Source organism: Mesobacillus sp. AQ2 (genome assembly GCF_030122805.1).
Taxonomy (GTDB): domain Bacteria; phylum Bacillota; class Bacilli; order Bacillales; family Cytobacillaceae; genus Mesobacillus; species Mesobacillus oceanisediminis_A.
Map to the genome: position 1 here is coordinate 595,021 of NZ_CP126080.1, position 25,325 is coordinate 620,345.

27 protein-coding genes are annotated in these 25,325 nt (G+C 37.0%); 15 read left to right on the forward strand and 12 right to left on the reverse strand.

The window, feature by feature from the left end; all coding sequences use genetic code 11:
- Positions 1-128 precede the first annotated feature (128 nt).
- Positions 129-1,067: a 3-oxoacyl-ACP synthase III family protein gene (locus QNH36_RS03050; protein WP_283904643.1), complete on the reverse strand. Its 939-nt coding sequence runs from the start codon at positions 1,065-1,067 to the stop codon at positions 129-131.
- A gap of 262 nt (positions 1,068-1,329) precedes the next feature.
- On the opposite strand from QNH36_RS03050, the gene QNH36_RS03055 reads away from it, so the two are divergent.
- The 4 genes from QNH36_RS03055 to QNH36_RS03070 all read left to right on the forward strand — a co-directional run bounded on the left by QNH36_RS03055 (position 1,330) and on the right by QNH36_RS03070 (position 4,544).
- Positions 1,330-2,313, forward strand: coding sequence for a DUF4003 family protein (locus QNH36_RS03055; protein WP_283904644.1), 984 nt, complete (start codon positions 1,330-1,332; stop codon positions 2,311-2,313).
- The gene (locus QNH36_RS03060) at positions 2,300-2,734 is read left to right on the forward strand and encodes a hypothetical protein (RefSeq protein ID WP_283904645.1); all 435 of its coding nucleotides are present in this window, start codon (positions 2,300-2,302) and stop codon (positions 2,732-2,734) included. The genes QNH36_RS03055 and QNH36_RS03060 overlap by 14 nt, the downstream gene beginning before the upstream one ends.
- Positions 2,735-3,001: 267 nt before the next feature.
- Positions 3,002-3,289: a hypothetical protein gene (locus QNH36_RS03065; protein WP_283904646.1), complete on the forward strand. Its 288-nt coding sequence runs from the start codon at positions 3,002-3,004 to the stop codon at positions 3,287-3,289.
- 394 nt (positions 3,290-3,683) lie between these two features.
- Entirely contained in the window at positions 3,684-4,544 is an 861-nt protein-coding gene (locus QNH36_RS03070) for an MBL fold metallo-hydrolase (RefSeq protein WP_283904647.1), read from the forward strand.
- A gap of 90 nt (positions 4,545-4,634) precedes the next feature.
- On the opposite strand, the gene QNH36_RS03075 is transcribed toward QNH36_RS03070, so the two are convergent.
- Positions 4,635-5,147, reverse strand: coding sequence for a GNAT family N-acetyltransferase (locus tag QNH36_RS03075; protein ID WP_283904648.1), 513 nt, complete (start codon positions 5,145-5,147; stop codon positions 4,635-4,637).
- Positions 5,148-5,488: 341 nt separating this feature from the next.
- Between QNH36_RS03075 and QNH36_RS03080 the strand changes: the two genes are divergently transcribed.
- A complete protein-coding gene (locus tag QNH36_RS03080; protein WP_186326684.1) occupies positions 5,489-5,641 on the forward strand; it encodes a hypothetical protein in 153 nt (50 codons plus the stop codon).
- 223 nt (positions 5,642-5,864) lie between these two features.
- Here the strand turns inward: QNH36_RS03080 and QNH36_RS03085 are convergent, their stop codons facing one another.
- Together QNH36_RS03085 and QNH36_RS03090 are read right to left on the reverse strand one after the other, a co-directional pair.
- Entirely contained in the window at positions 5,865-6,263 is a 399-nt protein-coding gene (locus QNH36_RS03085; RefSeq protein ID WP_283905362.1) for an anti-sigma regulatory factor, read from the reverse strand.
- Between the two features lie 141 nt (positions 6,264-6,404).
- On the reverse strand, positions 6,405-7,094 hold the full coding sequence (locus tag QNH36_RS03090) for a Na-translocating system protein MpsC family protein (RefSeq protein WP_283904649.1): 690 nt from the start codon (positions 7,092-7,094) through the stop codon (positions 6,405-6,407).
- Between the two features lie 307 nt (positions 7,095-7,401).
- Here QNH36_RS03090 and QNH36_RS03095 point away from each other — a divergent pair, with 307 nt between their 5' ends.
- On the forward strand, positions 7,402-8,100 hold the full coding sequence (locus QNH36_RS03095; RefSeq protein WP_283904650.1) for a Na-translocating system protein MpsC family protein: 699 nt from the start codon (positions 7,402-7,404) through the stop codon (positions 8,098-8,100).
- Between the two features lie 292 nt (positions 8,101-8,392).
- Entirely contained in the window at positions 8,393-8,557 is a 165-nt protein-coding gene (locus QNH36_RS03100) for a hypothetical protein (protein ID WP_283904651.1), read from the forward strand.
- Positions 8,558-8,641: 84 nt separating this feature from the next.
- Here QNH36_RS03100 and QNH36_RS03105 read toward each other — a convergent pair whose 3' ends face one another.
- A complete protein-coding gene (locus QNH36_RS03105) occupies positions 8,642-9,130 on the reverse strand; it encodes a helix-turn-helix domain-containing protein (RefSeq protein WP_283904652.1) in 489 nt (162 codons plus the stop codon).
- Between the two features lie 142 nt (positions 9,131-9,272).
- Here QNH36_RS03105 and QNH36_RS03110 point away from each other — a divergent pair, with 142 nt between their 5' ends.
- The 5 genes from QNH36_RS03110 (at position 9,273) to QNH36_RS03130 (ending at position 15,191) form a co-directional block, all read left to right on the forward strand.
- On the forward strand, positions 9,273-10,571 hold the full coding sequence (locus tag QNH36_RS03110; protein WP_283905363.1) for an MFS transporter: 1,299 nt from the start codon (positions 9,273-9,275) through the stop codon (positions 10,569-10,571).
- Positions 10,572-10,884: 313 nt separating this feature from the next.
- A complete protein-coding gene (locus tag QNH36_RS03115) occupies positions 10,885-11,859 on the forward strand; it encodes an ornithine cyclodeaminase family protein (RefSeq protein WP_283904653.1) in 975 nt (324 codons plus the stop codon).
- A gap of 272 nt (positions 11,860-12,131) precedes the next feature.
- On the forward strand, positions 12,132-13,277 hold the full coding sequence (locus QNH36_RS03120; RefSeq protein WP_283904654.1) for a DUF262 domain-containing protein: 1,146 nt from the start codon (positions 12,132-12,134) through the stop codon (positions 13,275-13,277).
- Positions 13,274-14,332: an AAA family ATPase gene (locus tag QNH36_RS03125; RefSeq protein WP_283904655.1), complete on the forward strand. Its 1,059-nt coding sequence runs from the start codon at positions 13,274-13,276 to the stop codon at positions 14,330-14,332. The genes QNH36_RS03120 and QNH36_RS03125 overlap by 4 nt, the downstream gene beginning before the upstream one ends.
- Before the next feature lie 4 nt (positions 14,333-14,336).
- Positions 14,337-15,191 (forward strand): hypothetical protein, encoded by an 855-nt coding sequence (locus tag QNH36_RS03130; protein WP_283904656.1) that lies wholly within the window; start codon positions 14,337-14,339, stop codon positions 15,189-15,191.
- Between the two features lie 324 nt (positions 15,192-15,515).
- Here QNH36_RS03130 and QNH36_RS03135 read toward each other — a convergent pair whose 3' ends face one another.
- The 7 genes from QNH36_RS03135 to QNH36_RS03165 form a co-directional block, all read right to left on the reverse strand.
- Positions 15,516-15,761 carry a hypothetical protein gene (locus tag QNH36_RS03135; protein ID WP_283904657.1) on the reverse strand — a complete coding sequence of 82 codons (246 nt, stop codon included), beginning with the start codon at positions 15,759-15,761 and terminating at the stop codon, positions 15,516-15,518.
- A gap of 19 nt (positions 15,762-15,780) precedes the next feature.
- Positions 15,781-16,002, reverse strand: coding sequence for a helix-turn-helix domain-containing protein (locus tag QNH36_RS03140; RefSeq protein WP_283904658.1), 222 nt, complete (start codon positions 16,000-16,002; stop codon positions 15,781-15,783).
- A gap of 366 nt (positions 16,003-16,368) precedes the next feature.
- Positions 16,369-17,412 (reverse strand): HNH endonuclease, encoded by a 1,044-nt coding sequence (locus QNH36_RS03145; protein ID WP_283904659.1) that lies wholly within the window; start codon positions 17,410-17,412, stop codon positions 16,369-16,371.
- Between the two features lie 77 nt (positions 17,413-17,489).
- A complete protein-coding gene (locus QNH36_RS03150) occupies positions 17,490-18,698 on the reverse strand; it encodes a DNA cytosine methyltransferase (protein ID WP_283904660.1) in 1,209 nt (402 codons plus the stop codon).
- 13 nt (positions 18,699-18,711) lie between these two features.
- A complete protein-coding gene (locus QNH36_RS03155; protein ID WP_283904661.1) occupies positions 18,712-19,770 on the reverse strand; it encodes a DNA cytosine methyltransferase in 1,059 nt (352 codons plus the stop codon).
- A 22-nt stretch (positions 19,771-19,792) separates the two neighbouring features.
- On the reverse strand, positions 19,793-20,020 hold the full coding sequence (locus tag QNH36_RS03160; RefSeq protein WP_283904662.1) for a single-stranded DNA-binding protein: 228 nt from the start codon (positions 20,018-20,020) through the stop codon (positions 19,793-19,795).
- Between the two features lie 521 nt (positions 20,021-20,541).
- Entirely contained in the window at positions 20,542-20,970 is a 429-nt protein-coding gene (locus tag QNH36_RS03165) for a very short patch repair endonuclease (protein WP_283904663.1), read from the reverse strand.
- Between the two features lie 1,580 nt (positions 20,971-22,550).
- Between QNH36_RS03165 and QNH36_RS03170 the strand changes: the two genes are divergently transcribed.
- From QNH36_RS03170 to QNH36_RS03180, 3 genes are all read left to right on the forward strand, one after another.
- Positions 22,551-23,966, forward strand: a complete 1,416-nt coding sequence (locus QNH36_RS03170) for a hypothetical protein (RefSeq protein WP_283904664.1) — start codon at positions 22,551-22,553, stop codon at positions 23,964-23,966.
- A gap of 110 nt (positions 23,967-24,076) precedes the next feature.
- Positions 24,077-24,442 (forward strand): cyclic-phosphate processing receiver domain-containing protein, encoded by a 366-nt coding sequence (locus QNH36_RS03175; RefSeq protein WP_283904665.1) that lies wholly within the window; start codon positions 24,077-24,079, stop codon positions 24,440-24,442.
- Positions 24,443-24,749: 307 nt separating this feature from the next.
- Positions 24,750-25,223, forward strand: a complete 474-nt coding sequence (locus QNH36_RS03180) for a hypothetical protein (RefSeq protein ID WP_283904666.1) — start codon at positions 24,750-24,752, stop codon at positions 25,221-25,223.
- The last annotated feature ends 102 nt before the right edge of the window (positions 25,224-25,325 follow it).

A 25,325-nucleotide genomic window follows, 5' to 3' on the forward strand; every position in this document is an offset into this window, starting at 1 on the left:
AATAATCCCTGGGACAGCGGTATTGACTCCATCTAGCTTTATACTTCTTTAATCAAACGTTTGATTAAAATCAGCGGATGCCCGGGGACTCCGCAGTCCATGTCTCTCTCATACTTCAGTTTAAGCAATTATCTCCCCCAGCGAAGGGTGATGGCTCCCCAGCCGAGGCCTGCGCCATACCCGACTAGAACAACTAAATCTCCATCCTTGATTTTCCCTTGCTTCACTTCCTCGTAAAGGCCGATGGCTACTGTTGGTGCAGATGAATTCCCGTAATATTGGATGGTTTTGGTATGGACTTTTTCCACTGGATATCCAAGAGTCTCGATTCCTTTTTCGATAATACGCAGGTTTGATTGGTGCGGAACGATGAAATCGACATCCGCCAGATTCAGCCCCGAAACATCCAATACTTTATGAACTGCCTCGGGGAACTTGTTGACAGCGAAATCGAAAACGGCCCTTCCATCCATCTTAATATTTTTATTCTCATCGAGGTGAAGGTATTTTCCTCCGCTTCCGTCCATCTGCATATTGATTCCCAGAATCCCTTTGTTTTCTCCAACTTGGCCTACAACGACAGCCGCAGCACCATCAGAAAACAGCAGCGCAGTCTTCTTGTCCATGGGATTCAAGAGGGAAGAGCATTTATCCACGGCAATGACCAGCACGTTTTTGTATAATCCGGTCTGGACAAACTGGGCCCCTGTTGCCAAAGCCGTAATAAAACTGGAACATCCAGAGTGCAGGTCCAGGCCTGCGCATTGTACAGCTCCAATTCTGTCTTGCACCAATGCAGCCGTGATATGGGTGTCATGAGTGTTCGTTCCAATAATGACCATGTCGATGTCCATTGGATCAAGTCCGGCATCTTGGATAGCCTGTATGCCCGCAACTTCACACATGTCCGTAAGCGAAGCATCGGTAGATTCATAGCGTCTTTCCAAAATACCTGTCTTCCTGTAAATCTCTTCTTCCGTAATACCAAAGCGCTTGGCGATCACTTCGTTTGTTATGACTGTTTCCGGAATGTTTGCTCCAATCCCTAGTATGCCTGCATTGTACATTGTCCAACTCTCCCCACGAGTTAATATTTTCCAATATATTTTATCATAGGATTAGATAATATTTGTAATTTTTAGGAATTTTAGGATTACCGAAATCCTATATAAGAACTTATGGTATAGTGTTTTTTGCCCAGTTTTTTTCTCTGTCTTGGAGGGTGATTATACGTTGGATTCTGTAAAATGCCGTCCCTCAGCTATAAAAATAGAAAACTTTTTCCATTTTGAATCGTATGTAAGGTATGACTGATCAATGGAGGTTTTTATGGAAAAAGCAAACAGGAGTATTCAGGATTATATCCAAATTTATTCCCAGCTTAGAGAAAGATACCGCTGGAAGGTTAATGATCAATCGGTTTTGATGATGGTTGCTTCATTGTATATTTCCAACAACCGGTCCTTTGATATTGATCGATTTACGGAGCTTGCAGATTATATAAAAAGAGAATCGGGGTTGTTTTCGCCTTTGCGCTCTGAGTCTCGTTTTACCTTTGCTGCCATGCTTGACACAAAGTTTGACAGTCCAAAAGATCATTACCCTGCCTTTATTGCTGCATACAATTCATTGGTTTCAGCCGGATTCAGCAAAAATACTTTCACCTACATTGCCGCGATGCTGCTGGTCACAGCAAATGCTGAAGACCTTAAGTCTCTCTCTGAACGGGCAAGAGTGGTCTACAAGAAAATGAGGGAAGAGCATTTGTTCCTGACTGGTCACAGCGATTATCCGCTTGCTGTCATGCTTGCTCTAAACGACCGCCAGACGGATGAGTTGATTTTTCATATTGAAGACTTGTACAGCAAGCTTTCGCAAAACGGTTTCCGAAAAGGAAATGACCTGCAAAGCATGAGTCATATACTTTCTCTGAATGAAAATAGCCAGTCAGAAGACATGGTTGCACTGTCCACTGAAATTTACGACAAAATGAAAAAAGAAGGAATCAAACCTAAATCCATGTTCTACCCTCAGATTGCATTGCTCACCTTAATTGAAAAAGGGAACGATAATCTTTTGGAGATAAAAGCAATATGGGAGCAACTGAACGATGAGAAGCTATTCAAGTGGAAGAAAGACATCAATTTTATGATGGCCGTCAATTTCGTCATCAGCGACAAAATTGACCATTCATCCTTGCTTCAGACCAATCTTTCCACCACAATCGAAACATTGATCCAAGCTCAGCAAGCAGCATCAATTGCAGCTATTTCGGGCGCAGCAGTCGCATCTTCTTCAAATGGAGGAGAGTAAAGTATATTGGAAGCACGGGGACGAACCCTGTGCTTTTTTTCAACTGATTCTTTATGGGAGCATAAGATACGTCCCTATGCTTCTGGTCTGTACTAAAATAAACTATGGTGATGGAGTAGCCGCTAGTGGTAGTGTTGTTGATAGTGGTTTGCAATCAAAATTAGTATCAGGTGGAGTACAGTTAGCAACTGGGGACTTAAATTTCAATATTAGTGACAATAAATTTGAAATAGGTGCTGTTGCATCAATAGTTAAATTTGATGCAAAAATAGATTTTGAACTTGCTGGATTAACAGTAGAACTTGGAGGGGATCTTGCGCTTGGTTCAATAGGTGGTCAGATGAAATTCTCCCCATCTGGTGGAAGAGCATTCGTAGGTGTAGGGCCGATGGGTGGAGGATTATATATACAAGTTAAATGAAATTAATTCCGGGAGTAGGGAATAAAATGTCAAAATCTTTAATGTTTATTAAATATTTTTTTCTTCTCTTCAGTTTAATAGGTTTAGGGATTACATTGTCATCAACCTTTGGAAGTAATAATTATACTATACAACAAAAGCTAATAATGACTGTAATATTTTTCACCTTTTTTACTGCAGGACCATTTTTGATGTATAAACTTTTCTCATTCGTTCTAAAGCGATAAAAGTAAATATGAGAATAATAAGTTAGGATGTTGCTTTTTTATGAGTAAACTAAATAACACTCCTTTTAACATTGAGAATTACGAACCAAAAGGTTGGGATGTTATTAGAACCGAAAAAGACGGTATATTTATTATTACAAATAATATGCTTTTTGGTCCCACTGCTTACGTACTTCACGGTCCAACTGTAGATAATACTAATACATATATGAAGTACCAGGAAACAACGTTAAAAAAATTGGTTATGAAGATTAATATTGAATATCCAATTACCACTGTAGAGAGAGGTTTTAAAGGGTTAGTCAGAGCATTTTTTAGAGTGATTTGATGAAAATAACTATAGATTTAGAAGTCTTTTCCTAATATGGAAAGGGATTCTTTATCTTAAGGAGGGACATAGGGGCGGTTCCAGCGTCTCATCAATTTTAAAAATATAATGGGTATTAGGTCAACGGACCGTTGGACACCACTGGAAAAGTCTTTTTATTAAAAGAATCTCTTCCTATACTGCTGCTGGAACATAGGTGATTGAGAGGATAGGAATTATGCTATTTGGAAAAAGTCTGCTTTTTTTCTATTGATCAATTTAATTTTTACAAATCCGATAAAGAAAATAAAAACCTCATCCAAAAGTTGTAGTTAGCTTACACCATTCCTCCGAAGAGATTGCTTAATGGATTTCTTATAATAAAGATAAGAAAAATCACAGGAAGGTGTTCAAAATGAACCATTATATATGTAATACGTGCGGTGTCCAATATCCCAATTCTGCTCATGCTCCTGAAACCTGCTTGATCTGCGCTGACGAAAGACAGTATGTCCATCCAGATGGGCAGTCATGGACGACGCTTCAACAGCTTGTAGATTCAGGGGAATATAAAAATACCATTGTACAAGAAGAGGAAGGACTGTACAGCCTTACCACTACTCCTTCGTTTGCGATTGGGCAGACAGCCTATTTAGTTCGGAATGAAGGGTTCAACTTGTTATGGGACTGCATCACCTACCTGGACAAAAAAACAGAAAAGGAAATACATTCTCTAGGGGGAATTGATGCAATCGCATTATCCCATCCGCATTATTATTCGACACAGGTTGAATGGGCTGAACGATTCGGAGCAAGCATTTATATCCACGAAGCTGACCGCCAGTGGGTCACCAGGCCGAGTGACAGGATCATATTCTGGTCTGGTGATTCCCTTGAGCTTGATGCGGGTGTAACATTGTATCGTTTGGGTGGCCATTTTCATGGGGGAAGTGTTTTACACTGGGAAAATGATGTGAACAAGCAAGGGGTCCTTCTTACTGGTGATATTATTCAAATAGTGGCCGATCGACAATGGGTAAGTTTCATGTATAGTTATCCAAACCTTATTCCATTGCCAGCTAACAAGGTTCAGGAGATGGCAGCTAAGGTCAATGTTCTGAATTTTGACAGACTATATAATGCATTTCATCGTGTCATTAAGGAAGATGCCCATCAGTCTGTTCAAAAATCCGCTAAGAGGTATATTGAGGCTTTGGAAGGAAAGTTCGTTAATATGAACAATCAAAATGATCATATGAAGACAACGCCTGGTTGATAAAACCAGGCGTTTAACTTTTTAAATGACTATTCTCCAAAAATAGCTCTTCTGTTTGGTAAATAGCTCAATGCATTTACCCTAAATCTATTATTTTGCTGTATTCATAGCATAGAGTTTTAACTCTTCATCACTTGGAGGCAGAGTCACGTATCCTTCAAAACGCATACCAAGCTTTTCAAGGAGTTTGGAGGAGGAAGCATTGTCTTTGGTTGTAATGGCAACGATTCGATCCAATCCTAGTTTGCGTGCATATTCCAATGTTCCTTTTGCTGATTCAAAGGCATAACCCTTTGATTGTTGTTCGGCAAGAAAGGCATATCCAATATCAACATCCTCTAATCCATCCCGTTTAATCAGGCCGCATAAACCAATCGGCAGCTTGCTCTCTTTCAGTTCAACCATAAAAAGCCCGAACCCAAATTGTTCGTACATCTTTCTTGGCCCGGTCAAAATATAATTCTTCGCATCCTCAAGCGACCGAATGCCTTTATCTCCAATATACTTTAGCCATCCTGGTTCATTCAGCAATGTAAAAATAAACTCTTGATCACTGACTTCTAGCCAGCGGATGTTCAAACGTTCTGTCTCGAATACAAGCAAGGCTATACCTCATTTCATAAAAATAGTTCAGTGTAGCATCATCTTATCATTATCGTAAGGTTTCGAATAGTGAGCTTTGCGCTTCCTTTTTTCCTTCAGGGGACATGGGGTGTTCTCTTTTCCCGTAAAAACGCCCAGAAGACCTACTCATTCAAGGTATGTCCATAAAGGGTTTCTGAATAGGATATGGTCAAAGTTTGTGTTAATAGTTAAGAATATTTAGCAATGGTGAAGAATCAGTTAAGTGTTGTTAATATTCAGTTAAATAGCCATTTTTAAAAATAAAAAGCAGTATGATAGTAATGCAGGATCTAATCTATCTTTTAAGGAGGCAAATTAAAATGATGAATTTTAAAAAATGGCTTATGACCTTAATGGCGGCACTGATGGTAGCTTTAGTAGCCACAGGCTGCAGCAATGAAGATTCAGAGGATCCAGAAACTGAAGAAAACCAACAAGAAGAAACTGAAACTGAAGAAGAATCTGGCCAATAATCACAGCAAAGGGAAACTGCGAAATTCGGGAGATTCTGAAACTGCGAGAGGTCAAGATCTCTATTTACTCTAACGAACGGAATGACACATGAAAAGGCACGGGGGCAATAGTTGCTCACCATGCCTTTTTCCCTGTATGAGACATGGTGACGGTTATGGCGTCTCATTAGAACCGTTCTCATCAGGGACATGGGCAGAGTTCTCATGTCCCAATTTATGATTTTTATTGCCACTTAACGACAGTCACCCTCGTCCCATTGACTGGTGAAGATTCAATATAAAAATCATCCATCATGTTTTTTACGCCAGGCAGGCCAGCTCCGAGACCGCCTGATGAAGAATATCCGTGTTTCAGGGCATTGCTTATGTCTATGATTCCAGGTCCATGGTCAATGGCTGTGATTTTTAAACCTGTTTTAATTGCTTCTTCAATCCGCTCAAAGCTGATTTGTCCTGTGCCGGCATATCTATATATGTTTCTTGCAAGTTCTGATACTGTGGTAATGATTCTTGCTTGATTTATAGAATTAAAGTGAAGGTGATTTGAAAAAATTCTTCCGGTTTTTCGAGCTGTGGTGATGTCGTTTTCACATTGGATCTTAACCAATGCTTTTTTATGCATATCCTGGAATTCCTCTATCATTCTTTTCCCCACCCTTCAGATATTATAAAAAGATCCCCTAAAAAAGAAAAAAGCCAAAAGAAGGTGGGTTCACCTTCTTTTGGCTTATGTCTGGTTCTATCGCCCAGATAATTACGGCCATCATTTATTCGGCTTTAAAATAAATACCATCAAGCTATTATCCAAATCAAAATTCCATGATACAAAAGCGTTTTCCAATTTGGCGTCGAGGTAGGTCTGGAGCGAGTCTGTATGCTCATAGAGAAGTCTTTTCTCAAGGTTTCGTTTAGCAAGGGTGAGAGCCTCGGAAAAGCCTATGCTGATCATTTCTTTTTCAACAGCGACCAAGATTTTTTTTCGGACAACGACTAATGTTCGTGGATTCAGCATGCATGAGTAGACTTCACCCGGAGCCTTTTCTGCTTTTATACTCACCTTTATGACTTCATCATGGACATCTTCCTGATTTTTATAGGAGCAGCCAGTATCTTCGGGTTCATTTACTGTGACTCCCATGAACATACCTGAGTGGCTGTCAAGATTCCAATCATAATGGAACTCACTTAAATCTAAACCCAGGTCGTTCTTCATATAGGCTTTGATTTCTTCAGAGAGTGTTTCCATTACCATGTCCCTGATATTCTCGACATATTTGCTTTGTCCATTTAGCATTAATTTATGTTCCATCGGAGACAAAAAGTCTTTTATATACACAGTGATATAGGGGTGGGAAATAGTAGCGAATACAGAACCAGGCCCTTTGCCAAAATGTTCTCGTAAAATTCTCCCTATGTAACTCCCCAGCGCTTTTTCTTCCTTCTTCAAATCCATTCTCGTCATCCTCTTCAAATTCAAGCCTAGTATCCTGAATCCATTTATTGTTTTGACGAAATGTAAGAATAGTATAAGACAAGAAATCCTTCATTATATTATAGCATACAGTGTCATTTATTCTTCCTTACCTATTCTTTCTACATCCATATGTTGAATCCCTTTGATTTTATTCATGTTTTGATTTTTAAATTGGGGGAAAACTGGGAAAAAGCATACCGGACTATTTCATCTTATTTAGAATGATGATAAAATCAAATCAGGAAAGAGGATATGATGCTTCTTTCTTAAAAGGATGAGTCATGAAATGGATAAAAAAGCACAGCAAACAAAATTGGCGAATAATTTTGGCAAGCTGCTGCGTGATAAATTTGGCAAAGGACCAGAAGTCATCCATGTTACCATATCCCAGCCGTATGTATTGGTGTATATCAGCGGCTTTATTTCTCCAATGGAACAGGCACTTCTGGAACAGGGACAAGAACTTACCGTCCTGACCACAAGAGAATATCTTATGAAATCACTGGACCCCGAAATACGCGGTCAAATAAAAGCATTAACGGACATGGAAGTACAGCATATCTATTATGGTTGGAACCTCCAAAACCTTTCAGGAGTTTTTGTGGCCATCAGTCCGGACAGTCCGGATGAGGGAAAAGATGAAAGAGCTGATTATAAAGGAAGAGATGAGATCCACAAGGAAATCATCCATATAAGCGAGCAAGCAGAAAAAGCGCCGGATAGCGTATACTCTTACATGCTCAGCCCCCGGTCATTGATTGTCATCCGAGAGGGAATATTAGTGCCGATTGAAAAACAGCTAGTTTCCCTTGGATTCGATGAGACATTAAGCGTCGCGAAAAGACAGCTTGAAGGCGGAATGCTGACTGGCAGCACCCAGTTTTCTGAAATACTTGATTCGAAAATCCAGGATGTCTTTGTTGACTGGGATTTTGAACTTGATAAGAGTGTCATCACTTTAATTCTAAAACCAAATAAAGCATAGGCAGTGGTGTACTGGACACATTGTGCCAGACTTAAGCCGAAAAGAGCAGGTAAGACCCTGTTTTTTTCGGCTTTTTCTTTTTTAAAAGTTCTTTTCGTAAACTTTGCTGTTTCCACAAATAGGAGTGTAGGGAGCATCAAGAAAAGAGCCTTGAAGACATCCCGAATGCGGCATGGAAATTTTTTATACAATCAATGCGGAATCAGCCTTTTTAACACAGTAAAAGCATATCGGAGCTCCTTTGTTGCAGCACATACAACCAATCTACCTTACTACGAAAGGGATTTTACAGATGAACGACATCGAAATGGCATTATTGAAAAAGGAACTTCAGCGGCTGAAAGAGGATTATCAAAAATGTGAGGATGAACTGCTTAAGGAGTCTATCATGGAGGACATCGTGCTGATTGGGCAAGTGATCAATATGAGTGAGAGCGAGTCTGAGGCAACGGTATAATTGGAACTCGGGGACATGGGAGGTCGGTCCATGTCCCAAAAGTTTTTATATGCTTTCCACATAGGGCGGGAGGACCACCAAATCTTACTTGGAAGAGACAACTAAAAACCGAATCGTCTGATCTGTATGGTTATACCAGAAATGCGTTTCACTAGCTGAAAAGAACCAGGATTCTCCTTGATGGAGTTCGATCATCTTTGTGTCTATTTGCAGGGTCAAAGTTCCTTCTATTACATAGACAAATTCATGTCCGCTGTGGGCGAAGGGTTGTCCGTCGCTTTGGTTCGCTGGGAGTGTGACGAGTATTGGGTGAAAGTCCGGGTTTGGGACTTGTTGTGTCAGGTCCTGATAATGAAATGAGGGTTCACTCTCCTGCTCATTGTTACTTGGAAAAAAGGTACTTGGATTGACGCCAAGCACTTCGGATATTTTACGAAGGGACTCCAGTGTGACGCTGGACTTTCCGCGTTCAACTTGTGATAAAAAGCTTATAGATACACCTGCCCCTTCGGCAAGTTCTTTCAAAGTCATCTTTTTCTCTTTCCGGATTTCTTTTAGTCGTACACCGATCATAAAATCTCACCTTCCTAATTCCTATTTTTCCCTTATATATGGATTGTGTCAATCTGAACAAAGTTGACAGAAAATTAACCATTATCTAAAATCTAATTGAAGTACCACTTCAATTTTAAAAAAGGGGGAAGGGAAAATGCAATTGGATAAGAAGACGACTTATCGTGTATTGATTGCCAGCCTTGTTGGCAGTTCCATTGAGTGGTTTGACTATTTTCTATATGGAACAATGGCCGCACTTGTATTTAACCAATTATTCTTTGTCAACGAGGATCCAACAGTAGGCTTGCTTTTAGCGTATGCATCGTTCGCACTTTCGTTTTTCATCCGGCCATTTGGAGGAATCATTTTTAGTCATATTGGGGATCGTATCGGCCGGAAAAAGACACTCGTTTTAACACTGAGCTTGATGGGCGCTGCGACATTCGCAATGGGTATTTTGCCAACATATCAAGCAATTGGTGTAGCTGCACCTATCATTTTGATTACACTTCGTCTGATCCAGGGGCTTGGAATCGGCGGGGAATGGGGAGGAGCGCTGTTGCTTGCAACTGAGTATGCTCCTGCAGAACGCAGAGGATTCTTCGGTTCGATTCCGCAAATGGGTGTGACGATCGGAATGGTGATGGGGACACTCGCTCTTTGGCTCATGAGCTTATTGCCCGAGCAGCAATTCATGTCATGGGGCTGGCGCGTGCCATTCATCTTCAGTGCATTGCTCGTGGTCTTTGGTTTATGGATCCGAAAAGGAATCGATGAGACACCAGAATTCAAGGAAGTTCAGCAAAAAGGCGAGATTCCAAAGCTGCCAATCGTCGATACACTTCGCTATTACTGGAAAGAAGTACTGATCACAATCGGTGCGAAAGTGGTGGAGACAGCTCCATTCTATATTTTCAGTACGTTCATTGTTTCCTATGCGACAAGCACTCTAGGATTCAGCCGTTCCGCTGTGTTAGGTTCGGTCATGATTTCAACCGTCATTACGACGATCCTTATTCCAATCATGGGTAGTCTGTCAGACCGCGTTGGCCGTAAGAAAATGTATATCGCCGGTACATTGGCGATGATGGCTTTTGCTTTCCCGTATTTCTGGATGATTCATCAAGGCAGTGTACTCATGCTGGTTTTGGCGACGATTATCGGCCTGGGGATCATTTGGGCTCCGATTACGGCAGTACTTGGAACCATGTTCTCGGAAATCTTTGATGCCAAGGTTCGCTATACAGGTGTCTCACTCGGTTATCAAATCGGGGCTGCAGTCGCTGGCGGTACAGCGCCTCTCGTTGCCACTGCACTGCTTGCATCATTCGATAATTCCTACGTCCCAGTTGCACTTTACATCATGTTTACTGCTGTGGTGTCACTGATCGCCATCTGGGCAGTGAAAAGCCGCGTTGAACCAACTGTGATCACTGGTAAAATGAGCTCGGCCAAATAATTTGGCCGAGTTTTTTCAAGAGATAAGAAAGTGTAAATTTCACTTCGAGAAATGTCCAGCTCCAGCGCCTAGCCCCTCGAGTCGCTTGTCTAGTGTCGCCTCCTAGAAACTCCGAAACTTCAACTCCGCCGACAGAAGCAAAAAGCGCTTCTTTGTCGGAGTCTCCAGTTTCTGCGTTTCTGGGCAGTCGGCTATACATTTCGATTTCGGTCCGCCCAATGAAGTCAAAGAACGACTTCACCGGTCGGCCCTCCAGCGCTTGTCGGGGCTGACCAAGGCGCTTACGCTTTTCTGATAAAAGGAGAGATTCTATATGCTTATTCTGAACGAACAACTGATCCAATCCATATATAAAATCGAAGATGCCATTCGCGATGTCGAAGCCATGTTGGCGGCCATTCATGAAGGACGTGTTGAAAACCCTCATCGGACAGTACTGAATGTCCCTGAACGAAACGGATCGGTACTCTATATGCCAAGTTCAGATGGAACATCCATGGCAGCAACCAAAATTGTCTCGATTTTTCCTGAAAACAGCTCAGCCAATCTTCCAACCACACAAGGAGCTATTTTACTCACGGAACTCCAAACAGGAAAACATATAAGCTTACTGTCCGCTTCCTATCTGACACGATTGAGAACCGGCGCATTAAGTGCCATTTCAGCCCGCCATCTCGCCAGACCAGACAGCCAAGTGCTGACCGTCATTGGCACAGGCGGAATGGCGTTCGAGCAAGTACTAGGAATAGTGAACGTGCTTCCGATACAAGACATCTATTTAATAAACCGTTCCATCGAGAAGACATACACATTCAGCGAAAAGCTCAAAGAGGCCGGCATTACCGCTAAAATCCATACCGAAGTCGACCGGAACGAAGCCGTCGCCCAGTCGGATGTCATTTGTTGTGCTACACGGTCAACCGAAGAAGTATTTGATGCTGATTATGTAAAAGCAGGGACACATATCATCGGGGTAGGCAGTTACTTACCTGAAATGCGCGAAATCCCGTTAGGTGCGATTGAAAAAGCAACATTGATTTATGCGGATGATTATGAGGGGATGAAGGCAGAAGCTGGTGAATTTATTGATGCAGTGGAACGGGGGAGATGGTCTTTTGATCGGCTTTCTGGGACATTAGCTGAACTTCATGTGAATCCGGTTGAGCGTGGAGTTGAGGATATTACTATTTTTAAATCGGTTGGAGCTGCTTATTTTGATTTGGCTGTGGCGAAGGGGGTTTTTGAGAAGGCGAAGGAAATGGGTAACGGGGAGAATATTTATTTGTAGGGACCACAAGTGGACCCATACCCTTAAAGGACGTATTATGCGACACGCAGGAACGTTTATTTTTTAAACATATAATTTTGTGAGACAGCAGAATCAGTTGAGGAGTACACATTTTATTTAATAATAAAATGGAGGTGAAAAATTACTGTACATCTTAAGTTAGCAAATTGAACTATGATACAATATTGATGTATAACCAATAATTACTAAAAGTGTCTAATATAATATAGTTTTGTGAATAACTAATAAAATAAAAAGGATGTGAAATTCAGATGACCAGTGTTGATTATAGGTTAGAAAATGAGGATCTTGATTTGGATGAAGGTAGTGCATTAAACCCGCAATCTATAAGGTCTGAGTTAGAGGATATATATCCTGAAGCAAATATCAAAGTTGAAAGAGAACAATATTCAATATTTGAATTAAATAGGAAATTCAACAGAGGACAGGTTGTTTTGGATCCGGATTTCCAAAGGGAGGATGTGTGGAAAAATCGCCAAAAATCCGAATTAGTTGAATCAGTTTTAATGGGAATCCCGTTACCAATTTTTTATTTAAACGAAACAAAAGAAGGTAAATTAGTTGTGGTCGATGGGAGACAAAGATTAACAGCTTTTTTTCAGTATTTAAATGAAGATTATAAATTAACGGATTTAAGGATTTTAAAAACACTTAATAATAAGTATTTTAGTGACTTAGATAAGAAATTACAGGCAAATTTAGAGGATTTTCAGCTAATTGCTCAGGTAATAAAACCTCCAACTCCCGATCGTATTAAATTTGATATTTTTGATAGAGTCAATCGTGGTGGCACACCCCTGAATAACCAAGAAATGAGAAATGCACTTTATCAAGGAAAGTCAACGAAATTACTTGCTTCCTTATCTGTAGAGGATGTTTTTTTAGAAGTAACCAGTAATTCAATTAACTCCAAGAGAATGAAAGATCGTTATCTAATTCTAAGGTTCATCGGTTTTTACCTATTGAAAGAAAACATCTTAAAGAATGTTAATGGAGATATAATTGACTATAAAGGCGATATTGATGAGTTTCTTGGTAAGATAATGGATTACATAAATGATATGAGTGACGAAGAGGTCGCTAATCTAAGAAGTAACTTTATAAGAACGATGAAAAATAATCAAATAGTTTTTGGAGACAATGCTTTTAGAAGAGTCTCAAAAAAAGGTAAAAAGCAACCAATTAATATGTTATTGTTTGAGGCATTTAGTTATTTATTTACAAAGTTTGATGAGGAGTATTGTGTTATAAATCACGAGAGAATTTATGAAACGTGCGTTGAGTTGCTAAAAGAAGAACATTTAAATAAGCTCCTTACCAATGATAGAGGAAGAGGAATTGTTGTACCAGAATTGCTGAAAATTATGGATAATTTAAAGGAGAATATATTAGCATGATATCTAGATTGAGGATAAAGAACTTTAAGAGTTTTGAAAATGTAGATATATCTTTGAATAATTTCACTTTACTTACAGGTATGAACTCTGCCGGAAAGTCCACAATTATTCAGGCAATACTCTTGGCCGTTCAAAATGTTACGGAAGACGGTAGATTCCCCCTTAATGGGAGATTAGTTTCTTTAGGACAGTTTTCAGATGTTAGAAACTTTGTTAAAAATGCAAAAGAATTTGATTTAGAATTATTAAATAATAATAACGATAATATTTGTTTTAGATTTTGGGAAGAGGACAAGGTCCATTGTGAGGTAAGCAAAAATAGTGAAATTCTCGTCGATTATTTACATCAAAAAAATCATAGGATTAGTTACATCTCGTCTAAAAGAATAGGTTCGCAAGATTTATACGATAAAAACTATGATAGTTATTTAAACTTTGGGATTTTCGGAGAATACGCAATTGATTATCTGGAAAATCATAAAAGTGTTACTGTACAAGACAATTTGATAAAGGAAAAATCTTTTGGAAGTACGCTAGAAATTCAGGTGAATTACTGGTTAAAATACATTTTAAATTGTGAAATTTCTACTGAAGATATAACTGGTACTGATCAAGTTAGGGTTAAATACAAGTATTCAAAAAATAGATACGTTAGACCAAAACATATTGGCTCAGGATTAAGTTATGTTATTTCTTTAATAATTAGTGTATTGTCATCAAAACTAGAGGATCTAGTTATAATAGAAAATCCAGAGATTCACTTACACCCAAGTGCTCAATCAAAACTAGCTGAGTTCTTAACATTTGCTGCGGAAAAGGGTATTAAGTTGATTATCGAAACTCATAGTGATCATATTTTTAATGGAGTCAGGAAATCAATCTATAATAATGTTATTAGTACTGATAATCTTTCAGTATATTTTTGTAAGTTGAGCGAAGAATATTTAACTATACCTGTAAGAATTGAATTTAATAAAACAGGTGATGTTGAGAATCACCAAAAGGGTCTATTTGATCAATTTGATGAAGATTTAGATGAAATGTTGGGGTTGTGATATTATGGAAGTTTTAATGAACGAGCTATCATTAGAGGGTCAATTTTCTAGTATTAATGAATTCCTTACTTCCTTAAGAGAAATGATTGTGATCCAAAAGATCATGGATAAAGCGCAAATAAAATTGTCGAAACATTATAATTTGATAAATGAACAAGTGACTGAAACGCATACACTACATGATGTTTTAACTGATAATAGCGTAAAAACTACTAATGAAATTAGACGATTTAAGATGTATTTGAAAAGGTTGTTATCTGATCCATCCTTTTGGCACGAAAATCAACTCCATGATCATACAAATAAATATTTATGTGATTATACAAATAAAACCCATGATTACTCTTTGGCTGAATCATGTGAAAGAGAAAAAAAAGTACTTTCTTTTAAACATAATAAATTTTTAGAAGACGTACTAGTAATAAATAAAAATAGTACTAGAGTAGAAATATTAAATTTTCACAATCGTTATTTATTAAATGAGATTCTTTTTGAAGAAGGTCTCATTAGTGAAATAGATTATTGTATAAATCATTTTGATAATAGTAATCTTTCATTTGAAAACCTAGATCAAAATTTTTCATTTAACATTTTGACCCATGATGAGAAAAAAATGTTTATTTCTTCATTTAGAATGTTTTCCGAAATGTCCTGGGATGAAATATTGACCCATGATGGATTGAAATATAAACAATATACTCCTACAGGGGAAAGTTGGTTTTTGCATACACCATATTCAGATAAAAAGATATATAAATTTAGAACTTCACAAAAATGTAGATGTTTTGGTTATAGAGAGAATGATATATTCTATGCTTTAAGATTTGAAAGAGATCATAAGATCAGTGATAATGGATAGAAGAGACCCGGGGACGGCTCGGTCGGTTCAAAAATAAAATTAAGTGGCGGAACCGTGGTAATGTTGTTGCTTGAGAATAAAACAAAATAAATAGTGTAGAAGAAAGAGGATAGCCATTTCGTTATCCTTTTTATTTTTTTCGCTATTAAGTTTATTTTGTTTATGAAATCCTGGTTTTTAGCAAGTAATCTGGGCCAGTGTCTTTATAATTATGTTGTAAATAATGTTAAAAAACTTTTCTCAATGGGTTTGTTTCTGAGTAGCATGGGACGTACCTATTGCTTCTTTTCTGGAGATTAAATGAGAAGCATAAAATACATCCCTCTATTTTGTGCTTATTTCAGAATACGCTTGATGGTATAATTCCAACAATGCTTTTTTTGCTGCTTTTTTCTTACTGCGTAGATCTGTTGCTGTAACTGTATAGTCTCTAAAAGGAGGCTTATCATCACAAATATTAACTGTAACCTGATACTCATTTTGATACCTGATAATATCCATTTCGATTTCGTCACCGTATTCGTTTATAAATTGCATAACATCCCAAGATGAGTAAAAGTTATCAATCATTTTATCACCCTCTGGCACTTTATTCTTTAGTATTAATAATTTCAATGATTTCTTGAATGTCATCAATATCAAGTGCTTCTGCAATCCGCTTAATATGTCCCATGTTGATGTTTTGACGTTTATTATTTGCAAGTTCGCTCAAAGCGGAGTGCCGGATATCCGCGAGCCTAGATAGTTCTCTTAAGGATATATTATGTTTTTTAATTAGCTGCTTTAAGTTAACCCGAACTTCTTTTTCCATCGTTTCCTTACACCCATTTCTATGGACTATAAGGAAACGCTAACATTTAGAAAATAAAGAAGTGGTACGCTTTCGCGTAACATTCTTTGTTTATCTAAGAAATAAAGACTAAGGTTTTCTCCTTTTTTAAACCATTGATTCTATTTAAAAAAATTTATACATATTTTTTTTTGAATCATCATTTTCATGTGCTTCCGCAATCCGCTTAAAAAATACAAGTTTCTCACGAAAAAGAAACTATCAAAAGAAGCAATTCAAAATAAGACTAAAATAACCCGAACTTATATATCAGTTCGGGTTATGGTCTCTCTATGAAGAAACACACGATAGATTGAACTATTTGTGTTATTAATTTCTAAGTATAAATTAGATTCTCCCTCTATCTAAAAAACTACCAAATATATTTTGTTGGTGATATTGCAAATTTTCTATTGAAGGTTTGAAAAAGTCCTGTTCAGGAACAAATAGACTTTGACCATTTATGTTCTGTAACATTTCACTATCTACATCAGGATGTACTCGAATAGTATAATTATTATTAATTGTAAAGCATCCTGTATCAAATGCCCAATGTAAATCTCTATTCATTAGAATCCCGTTATTAGGGTTAAAGCTACCTCCATGACTTCGTGGATAAATATGAGCAGCTTGTAAGTTATTATAGGCACCACAATTGATGACTTGTCTGGTTATGGCACAAAAGTTTTCATATCCGACAGAAACAAAATCTCGGAACATTACTTGATTTGAAAATAATGAATCAATATTAGTTTGGCTAATATTGTTACGAGTTACGATATCATTTGATACTTGTATCAGCCCAGGTTCATTAACTTCATTTCCATTAATATAATCAGGTCTAGTCCGCATTATTTCCAGAATTCTGTCTTCTATAATTTGGATATCTTCATGTAAAACGGCATAATTTCCTCTAAAAGACGAATTATCTATTTCATTACTTAATCGATTGTATAAATCGCTAGTATGATCATTTTCCAAATATGCAAAATAGACAGTTTCGTTAACTGTTTCTCCGTTATCATTAAGTTGTAAAGTCTGAGGCTTTAAAACGATAATATCGTCTCTTCGGAATAACCACTGGTTACCTTCTAAGAATCGATTTGAATAGAGTCGATATTCGTCCCTTGGTTGACCACCATTACCACCCCCATGGTATTTATCGTTATTATAAACGAATGTACAGTAATTGCGTTCAAAACGGTCTCTATACAAAGGGATTAAAGTAAGTATTCTGTAGTCGTTTAAAATTGTTTGTGAAAGGAATGGAAGATGTGATAAAAAATCTGTGTTTTTGGACATAAGTAGATATCGCCCTCTAGCAGGATTGTCATTAGGGCCATTAACACTTCCAAGTTCTTGATATTGTAATCGCTTTACCAAGTAAGTCATAAATTACCTCCATTTTAAATATATATCAATTATAACAAAAATTACCTCTATTAATAGAAAATAGAGGTAATTTTTAGTTAAATATTATTAAATTCTATTAGGGCCGATGCAAGTTTTTGTGCAAATAGAGGAGGAACAGCATTCCCTATCATTTTATAGTTATCTCCCATACTAGAAATAAAAGTATAATTATTCGGGAATGTTTGTAGACGAGCCGCTTCACGCACTGTTATACTTCTGGATTGTGTTGAATCTGGATGAATATGTCTTAGACCATCTTTATATAAATGCGCAGGAATTGTATTGCTTGGCTGGTCCCAACGTAATACATGATACTTATGGATATTTGAATTACGTCCAGTCATTTGAGTATACAATTCCATTAAAGCCTGACTTGTAGTATATTCATTTCTACCGCTCTCAATATCTTCACACAAAATATTAAATATATTAATATCTCTTCTGTTGTGATAACGAGGAACATGGTTAGAAATATCATTATTAAATATATGAGAATACTTTCTTCCGTTTAAAATATAATCCGATTCTGCAGGTATTATAGGAGGCAAGTCACCTATTGCATCTTGAACCGATCTTCTGTTTTCACGATATTGTGGTAAAATATCGTGATAAAACTGATGTAAAGCTTGTTGAATGTCTTCTTTAAAACCATTTTTTACTCCTATTATTATGACACGTTTTCTTTTTTGAGGCACACCATAATCAGAGAAATCATATTGAGCATATGTTTTTAAATCGTCTACAATTTCGTAACCGGAATTATTAATTTCAGCTCTAATTAAATCTGTCACCAAAGTTTCTCCATCAGGTCTTGCACTAAGCATGCCTGGTACGTTTTCGAAAACAAACATATTAGGTTGGTAATGTCTAACTAATCGCATATAACTTTCAAATAAGAAATTTCTATAGTCGTTTCGCATACCATTTTCATCTCTTATACGTCCTGCAACTGAATACGCTTGACAAGGCGGTCCACCAATAATTAAATCTACGTTTAAATCTCCTATGATGGCATCTAGTCCAACATGAGAATCATATACTTCATCATTTTCCCAACCATTAATTAACTCTTCAGTACGCTGAATATCAAAACGAATGACACGTTCATTTGCGTCAATCATATTATAGTTATTCCTTAAATGATTTCTAAGATTCTCAACTTGAGGTCTTTCCCATTCTACAGCTGCAAGCATATTATAATTAGGATTTTGTTTAAATCCTTCTGACAAACCTCCACAACCTGCAAAAATATCAATGAAATTCATTATTGTATCTCCTTTATAAATAATCTTTAAGTTTGGTACCTATGTGATAGCCCAATAAAGGAGGTACAGCATTTCCAACCTGTCTATATTGTTGAGTTTTATTTCCGTAAAAGCGGAAATCATCAGGAAACGATTGTAACCGAGCATTTTCACGTACAGTAGGCACACGATTAAATTCATAATGGAAGTGATTCCGATGCCCAGTATCAATTGTCTTTGATGGTTTATTACGATGGTAGCGTGTCCACGCTTCATTAAATTTGCGGCTATCACCTACACCAGGAGGTAAATCTTTATGGTTTCCTCCTTCAGGAACTTGAGAGATTACATCTATAACTAGATCAGAATGTTGTGTGCCAACATGATTAAATAATTGAGTAGATTTTTTACGCATCTTTTTTTGATATTCACTATTAGGAGGACATTGATATTCGCTTATTTCTGTTCCAAGGTTATTTGAGAAATCATGTAAATCACTGATAGCTTCTCCACAAGTGATATATTTATCTGGAGTTAATACAGGTTTAGGAAATTCGAATTTTTCTCCATTTAATAGACCGACGAAAAACAAACGTTTCCGAATTTGGGGTACGCCGTAATCTGGTGCAAATAGAATTTGATCGTTTACGGTATATCCCAATTCACTAAACTCTTTTATAATTGCCTCACGGGCTTTACCTTTATATAAAGTAGCAAGGCCAGGGACATTTTCTAAAACAAATGCCTTAGGTTGGAAGAATGCGACTGCATTAACCATAGCTTTAAAAAGAACGTTTCGTTCATCATCTTCTGCGCGTTTTCCTGTTAATGAGAAGCCTTGGCAAGGAGGACCACCAATAATCAAATCAATTTGTTTATTTTCAGTCAAGCTGGCCATTTGTAAAATTGTGGAGTTTTGAAATAAATCCCCGTCCATTGCAACTGCTTTTCCATGATTCTCTTTAAAGCTTTTTAATGCATCCACATTGTTATCGATACCTAAAAGAACTTCATATCCAGCATCCATGAAACCTCGAGATAGGCCTCCGCAACCACAGAACATGTCGATAACTGTTGGTTTTCGTTTTTTCATAAATTCCACTCCAATTTTTCTCTTACAATTTTATATAAATTTGCTGATTAGCACTGCTTTTTTTTGCGACATTTACAATATCTGTTAACCTGCCATTCCTTACTTCATTTAGAAATAATGAACCTAACATACGCCGCTCACCGATAGCGAGTCTATTCCACTCGTATCCTTTAAATAAGTCTTTAACTAAAAATTCTTCATCCCTTTGAAGGTTAAGAACTTCCTTAATAGCTCTTTTTAAACAATCCAATATTATTCCTCCATAATTAATAATAAGCATAAGCATAAGCATATAATATAGTTAAATTAGAAAATAGTAAATAGGAGAAAGCGAATATTTGTTCTGATGTTTAAAGTTCAAAAGTGAATAGGCTTTAAACTATTTTCTTGATTGATAGGAAGGGGTTTTAAAAAAACTATTTTCTTACGAATGAGCGGCATGATGTAAAAGCGCTCTCACTTAATTGGGTTTTTGGATAAGATTAGTGTGGGTTGCTAACATTGAGGATTTTAGTTGAGTCTTCACATGATTTTACAGAATTAATGAGTAACTTCTTTTTCATTTCTTGTGTCTACTTGAAGATATACATTCTTTGTAATCTGATCGTCGCTAAGACCAAGACGATCAATAATCTGTTCTAGTTAGACGAGAGCTTCGGCAAGAAAGCGAGTGCCTTAAATAGTGGGATGTTAAATCTTCATTCAAACCAGGATATAGAAGAGGTTAAACAAAAATTAGGTAACATAAATGTGAAAAAAGTAGGGGATCATTCAGGATTTCCTTCTTGGATGTTTTTTATCCCCGATAAATGAAATAATGTTTTCTATGACTTTATTAAAGTCCTTCTTTACTTCATGCTCCCATATCCTCATTACACTCCAACCGTTTTTAATGTAATAATCAGTTATTTCTTTGTCCCTGTTGGTATTCCGTTCAAGTTTCTTTTTCCAAAAATCAGTATTGGTTTTCGGCATATTTCCATGAAGGGGGCAGGCGTGCCAGAAGCATGAGTCAATAAATATTACAATTTTATATTTTTTTATTGCAATGTCAGGTTTCCCTTTTAAATCCTTTACATTTCTTCTGAACCGTACACCCTCTCTCCAGAGCTCTTTAGTAATGGTATTTTCCATCATTGAAACAGATTTGATTGCTCTCATATTTTTGCTCCGGATTTCTTTCGAAAATTTATCGGCCATATTCACCCTCCATAAAACAACTCAGTTACTATTTCCTATTTCCTTTTTGATAAAAAGATAAACCGAGGATACAAGTGGTTTCACTTCCTCAAAGGGTATGCATTAATAATTGATGCAGGAATGCAAGAGTCGAAGTAGCTTCTGCTTTTAATGGTTTTAAGTGTTTTTTTATGTAAGTTTCCAAGTTGGGGGAAAGATGTGAAAAAACCTCTATGTAACAAATAGAAGAATTATAAGAAAAAAGCCAGCACAAAAAGCTGTCTTAGGAGTGAGCATTTATGATTAATTTAATCAATCGAGAAAATTTTGTGAAACGCTATCTTATTTTAAATACACTTTGTTTTTCCACTGGCTTTTGAAAAAGTAGGATACTTAGTAAATGGTTTTATTTATCTGTATTTTTTACTATATTTATGTTCTTTCCAAAATCATAAGGTTGACTGTAATAAACTTTACCACATGATAGGCATTCAACGTCACACAATCTATCATATTTAATTCTGTCTTTGATATTTTCGGGATATTCTTCAATTCGTATAACTGATAATAGTCCTCCACATATACAGCGCATTTTTCACCACCCTAAAAATTTTTTTGTATTTTTATTTTACCACTATTATAAAGTCTTTCAAAAATCACCTAACATATTCTAATTTTCACCGTTTAGGATTTAGTTTTGTAATTGTAATCGCAAATAACAATAATAGTATAGATGCTAAAACTCTTTATAAAATTATTGAGTGTTTTGCTTTTGCGGGGTACTCACAGTTTGGTTCTTTGAAGGAGTTTAATAATCCCAGGATTGGGAGGGTTCTGAAGGCAAATTATGAGGAGTACGAGGAGATGGGATTTTCTCGTTCCACTTTTAGAAGGATGATCTTGAAGGCAAGTGAAATTGGCATTTTCACTGTATATGAAACTGCGCGAAAGAACCGCTCGCAGTCTAGCATTCTGTATGTTTTCAATCGATTTCCCGATGAATGAACCACCGGGAGGCGCTCAATTGAGCCACCAATATAAAGTTTTCATTCCTACTAAAACTAACATAAAAACAATAAACGTGAAGAAGAGGCTGCTGAATAACAATATTCCGAAATCCCAGAGGCTAAACACCTTGCTGAAAAAACACCGGAAGAGCATCTTTTGGTCAGCGACTGAGTTCCAAGTGACTTCATCAATCTTGTAAAACTCTTTTACCCGATCGTAAAATCGATCGGAGAATTTCAGCGGATGAGCATGGTCGTTGCCTACCACAACAACTATAAAAAAGAAACAGATCTCCTGTTATCACTGTCTCTTGACTCCTACAGACAGCTGGTCTGAAACTGAAATTGTAGGTGGAAGTGAAGAATCGATTGCTTATTTTACCGGGAATCTAAATAAGAAATTTGAGGAACGTTATTTTGAAGTGCTTCATCGGCAAACGGTTAGTGGAACTATACTTTCTGTCCTATGTTGAGTGGGAATCGAAAAAGGTTTATTTATAAATCAAACAAGACTCAATATTCATTATTATCCCTTTATATGGTATATTATAGGTAAATAGATAGAACCTATGTTCCTGTTAGGGAGTGCCGCAGATGTTCGAAAAAAAGCGACGAGCACATTGTAAAAAGAATGTTGAACTGAGTAAAGCTAAACGAGAAGCATTAAACGAAAAGTTCTTAGCTCATATTAAAACAAGTACAAGAGAAAATGAACAGGTTATTAAAGAAGAAAATAAGGAAAAACACTTAATTAAGGAGTTCCGCAACCAGTTAAGAAAGGTCAAAAAAGAAATTGAAGCCCAAAATAAGCTTATTGCCGATTTGAAGAAAGAAAATCGGATAATAAAGCAAAAGAATGGTTCATTGAAAAAGGAAAACTGGCAGCTACAGGAAGCAATTAATCATTTTACAAAGGAATATGAATTTGAAAAAAAAGAATTACATAATAAGCTTAAAAACGAGTTCAACCGAACAAAAGGAATGCAAAAACAACTAGACATACTAAAAAAGGAGCGTTCGAGAAAACTCAAGGGGGTTGAAAAGCAAATCGCATTTGCAAGACAAGTAGAACTGCTTAAAGAAACTAACACGGATCTTAAACGGAAGCTTGATAACTATGATTCATTGGTTAAACAAGAGCAAGGTGACTATAAGGAGGAGATAGTAAAACTACAGAAGGAGCTTAACCGATACAAAGTCTTGGAAAACAAGTTAAGGAACAACCCGGAGGCTTTGTTTAAATACCTTCACCAAATGATAAATCCCACACATTTACCTTATTTCCTTAATCTCCTGGAGCAGTACATAACCCAGGGGAATTTAAAATATTTTTACCGAGAAGGGCAAAATGTCTTTTATACATTCATGAGGAGAGTAAGTTTGCTTGGCTACCATTCCAAGAAAATGGCAACTAGTCCCTTCGTTATAAGAAACCCTAAAAACAGTAGTGAAAAAGATAGGCTTGGTTATCTTACAAAGGAAGATGGTGAATGGAGGTTTTTAGACTTAACCAGTACTTCCGAAACAAAAGAATTACCTGTCAGGAATATAGCTAATATAAATGCGGATGACTCGGAGTTACCGGTAAGAGCAATTGTATTTGAAGGGATTGCAGAAATAACCCGTGTGTATTCCAGGCACGAATTTAATCCGGAGAATAGTGGCCAAAAGAATATTAGCAAAAAGGTTACTAAACGAAAGAATTTTCATCCCTTTGGTAACTTTAAAGTTTTAATAGTTGGCTCAAGACAAATGAATGACTATAAGAACCGTCTTGAGAAGCATGGGTGTATTGTCGAAATCCATAACCCTTATGAAGAAGGCTTTGAGCTTTTTAAGGGCAAGATTAGCAGGGCAGAGATAATCCTGGTTTGTGAACGACACGTGCCCCATAACATGTGGGATTATATAGATAGACAGCAACCATTTGTAAGTGTCTTAAAGAATGATAGTTCAGATTTAATTGCTACATATGCTTACATAACATTGCAAAGATGTGAGTTAATTTAAAATAATCTTCTTCATGAAATGTCACTTACAAATGGAATTTGTTTTTAGTAAACAAAGAGACTGTCCATCAAAGAGCTATCATACAAAAAAATATTATGGAGTTTACATTCATGAATGATGAAAAAATTAATCTTTATGTTGACGACTTAAGGGATTGTCCTAAAGGATTTATAGTTGCGCGAAATACAGATGAAGCCACTTATTTTCTTGAGAATTACAAGATACACATACTTTCTCTTGATCACGATTTAGGAGAAGATGATAATGGGAATCTATTGCCAACTGGCTATGATTTAGTGAAATATTTCTGTGAAAAAGGATTGCGAGCTGACAAAATATATTTGCACACAGATAACGGTGTTGGACGTGATAATATGTATTATACACTTAAGGCTGCTCAACGGAGAGGGTTTATTGAAAGTGACATAGAGATCTATCATTATTCAATAACACCGAATAGATATTCTGGAAATTAGTACTAAGTCGAAATAAAATGTTAAGATGTCAAAACGAACCTAAAGGTTAACTAGACGTTGGCAATTATAGCATTAGGGTATGATAAAGATTTAAAAAATAAAAAGAGAACGATAAGCAGTTCAAACCGCTTATCGTATTTTTTGCCTGAACCAACAAACTTTCCTTTAAGTGCTCCTATCTAATTGTTCACAAAACCTTAACGGTATTTTTACTGTATATGAAACTGCGCGTAAGAACGGCTCACAGTCTAGCAACCTGTATGTATTCAATCGCTTCCCGATGAATGAACTACCGGATGGCGACTAATTGAGCCAGCAATATAAAGCTATCATTCCTTCTGAAAAAGACATAAAAAAGAATAATAAATGTTGCTTAAGAACAATCACTCGAAATTCAGGGGTTAAAGCCAGTGTTGAAATAGCACCGGAAGAGCATCTTTTTGTCATTGACCGGGTTCCGAGCGATTTCGTCAATCTTGTAAAATACTTCTACCCAGCTGCAAAGTCGATCGAGGAATTCTGGCGGATGAGCAAGGTCACTGCCTACCGGAACAACAATGAACAAAAAGCAGATCTCTTGTTATCCGTATCCCTTGACTCCTTCAAACATCTGGTCCAGAAGTTGAAGACAAAGGTGGAAGTGAAGAATCCCCTATTTTACGGGGATCCTGTAGAAGAAATTTCAGGAGCGCTATTTTGGAGATTTATTACATGCAAGTTTGTTAAATTAAACCAAAGTTTTTTTGGGACAAAAGGGTGGGGCGGTTCCAATGTCTCGTGAATAGTGAAAATATGCTTTTTGACAGTGAAATCGTCCCTCGGTCTCAGAAGCATAAAAAAATTCTATGTTTTGTAACAGACACCATACTAGTTGGAAATATAG

What these genes read in the sequence shown, in the direction of transcription:
- QNH36_RS03050 (WP_283904643.1), bottom strand. Translation starts at nt 1,067, where the DNA reads ATGTACAATGCAGGCATACTAGGGATTGGAGCAAACATTCCGGAAACA.
- QNH36_RS03055 (WP_283904644.1), top strand. Translation starts at nt 1,330, where the DNA reads ATGGAAAAAGCAAACAGGAGTATTCAGGATTATATCCAAATTTATTCC.
- QNH36_RS03060 (WP_283904645.1), top strand. Translation starts at nt 2,300, where the DNA reads ATGGAGGAGAGTAAAGTATATTGGAAGCACGGGGACGAACCCTGTGCT.
- QNH36_RS03065 (WP_283904646.1), top strand. Translation starts at nt 3,002, where the DNA reads ATGAGTAAACTAAATAACACTCCTTTTAACATTGAGAATTACGAACCA.
- QNH36_RS03070 (WP_283904647.1), top strand. Translation starts at nt 3,684, where the DNA reads ATGAACCATTATATATGTAATACGTGCGGTGTCCAATATCCCAATTCT.
- QNH36_RS03080 (WP_186326684.1), top strand. Translation starts at nt 5,489, where the DNA reads ATGATGAATTTTAAAAAATGGCTTATGACCTTAATGGCGGCACTGATG.
- QNH36_RS03085 (WP_283905362.1), bottom strand. Translation starts at nt 6,263, where the DNA reads ATGCATAAAAAAGCATTGGTTAAGATCCAATGTGAAAACGACATCACC.
- QNH36_RS03090 (WP_283904649.1), bottom strand. Translation starts at nt 7,094, where the DNA reads ATGGATTTGAAGAAGGAAGAAAAAGCGCTGGGGAGTTACATAGGGAGA.
- QNH36_RS03095 (WP_283904650.1), top strand. Translation starts at nt 7,402, where the DNA reads ATGGATAAAAAAGCACAGCAAACAAAATTGGCGAATAATTTTGGCAAG.
- QNH36_RS03100 (WP_283904651.1), top strand. Translation starts at nt 8,393, where the DNA reads ATGAACGACATCGAAATGGCATTATTGAAAAAGGAACTTCAGCGGCTG.
- QNH36_RS03105 (WP_283904652.1), bottom strand. Translation starts at nt 9,130, where the DNA reads ATGATCGGTGTACGACTAAAAGAAATCCGGAAAGAGAAAAAGATGACT.
- QNH36_RS03115 (WP_283904653.1), top strand. Translation starts at nt 10,885, where the DNA reads ATGCTTATTCTGAACGAACAACTGATCCAATCCATATATAAAATCGAA.
- QNH36_RS03120 (WP_283904654.1), top strand. Translation starts at nt 12,132, where the DNA reads ATGACCAGTGTTGATTATAGGTTAGAAAATGAGGATCTTGATTTGGAT.
- QNH36_RS03125 (WP_283904655.1), top strand. Translation starts at nt 13,274, where the DNA reads ATGATATCTAGATTGAGGATAAAGAACTTTAAGAGTTTTGAAAATGTA.
- QNH36_RS03130 (WP_283904656.1), top strand. Translation starts at nt 14,337, where the DNA reads ATGGAAGTTTTAATGAACGAGCTATCATTAGAGGGTCAATTTTCTAGT.
- QNH36_RS03135 (WP_283904657.1), bottom strand. Translation starts at nt 15,761, where the DNA reads ATGATTGATAACTTTTACTCATCTTGGGATGTTATGCAATTTATAAAC.
- QNH36_RS03140 (WP_283904658.1), bottom strand. Translation starts at nt 16,002, where the DNA reads ATGGAAAAAGAAGTTCGGGTTAACTTAAAGCAGCTAATTAAAAAACAT.
- QNH36_RS03145 (WP_283904659.1), bottom strand. Translation starts at nt 17,412, where the DNA reads ATGACTTACTTGGTAAAGCGATTACAATATCAAGAACTTGGAAGTGTT.
- QNH36_RS03150 (WP_283904660.1), bottom strand. Translation starts at nt 18,698, where the DNA reads ATGAATTTCATTGATATTTTTGCAGGTTGTGGAGGTTTGTCAGAAGGA.
- QNH36_RS03155 (WP_283904661.1), bottom strand. Translation starts at nt 19,770, where the DNA reads ATGAAAAAACGAAAACCAACAGTTATCGACATGTTCTGTGGTTGCGGA.
- QNH36_RS03165 (WP_283904663.1), bottom strand. Translation starts at nt 20,970, where the DNA reads ATGGCCGATAAATTTTCGAAAGAAATCCGGAGCAAAAATATGAGAGCA.
- QNH36_RS03170 (WP_283904664.1), top strand. Translation starts at nt 22,551, where the DNA reads ATGTTCGAAAAAAAGCGACGAGCACATTGTAAAAAGAATGTTGAACTG.
- QNH36_RS03175 (WP_283904665.1), top strand. Translation starts at nt 24,077, where the DNA reads ATGAATGATGAAAAAATTAATCTTTATGTTGACGACTTAAGGGATTGT.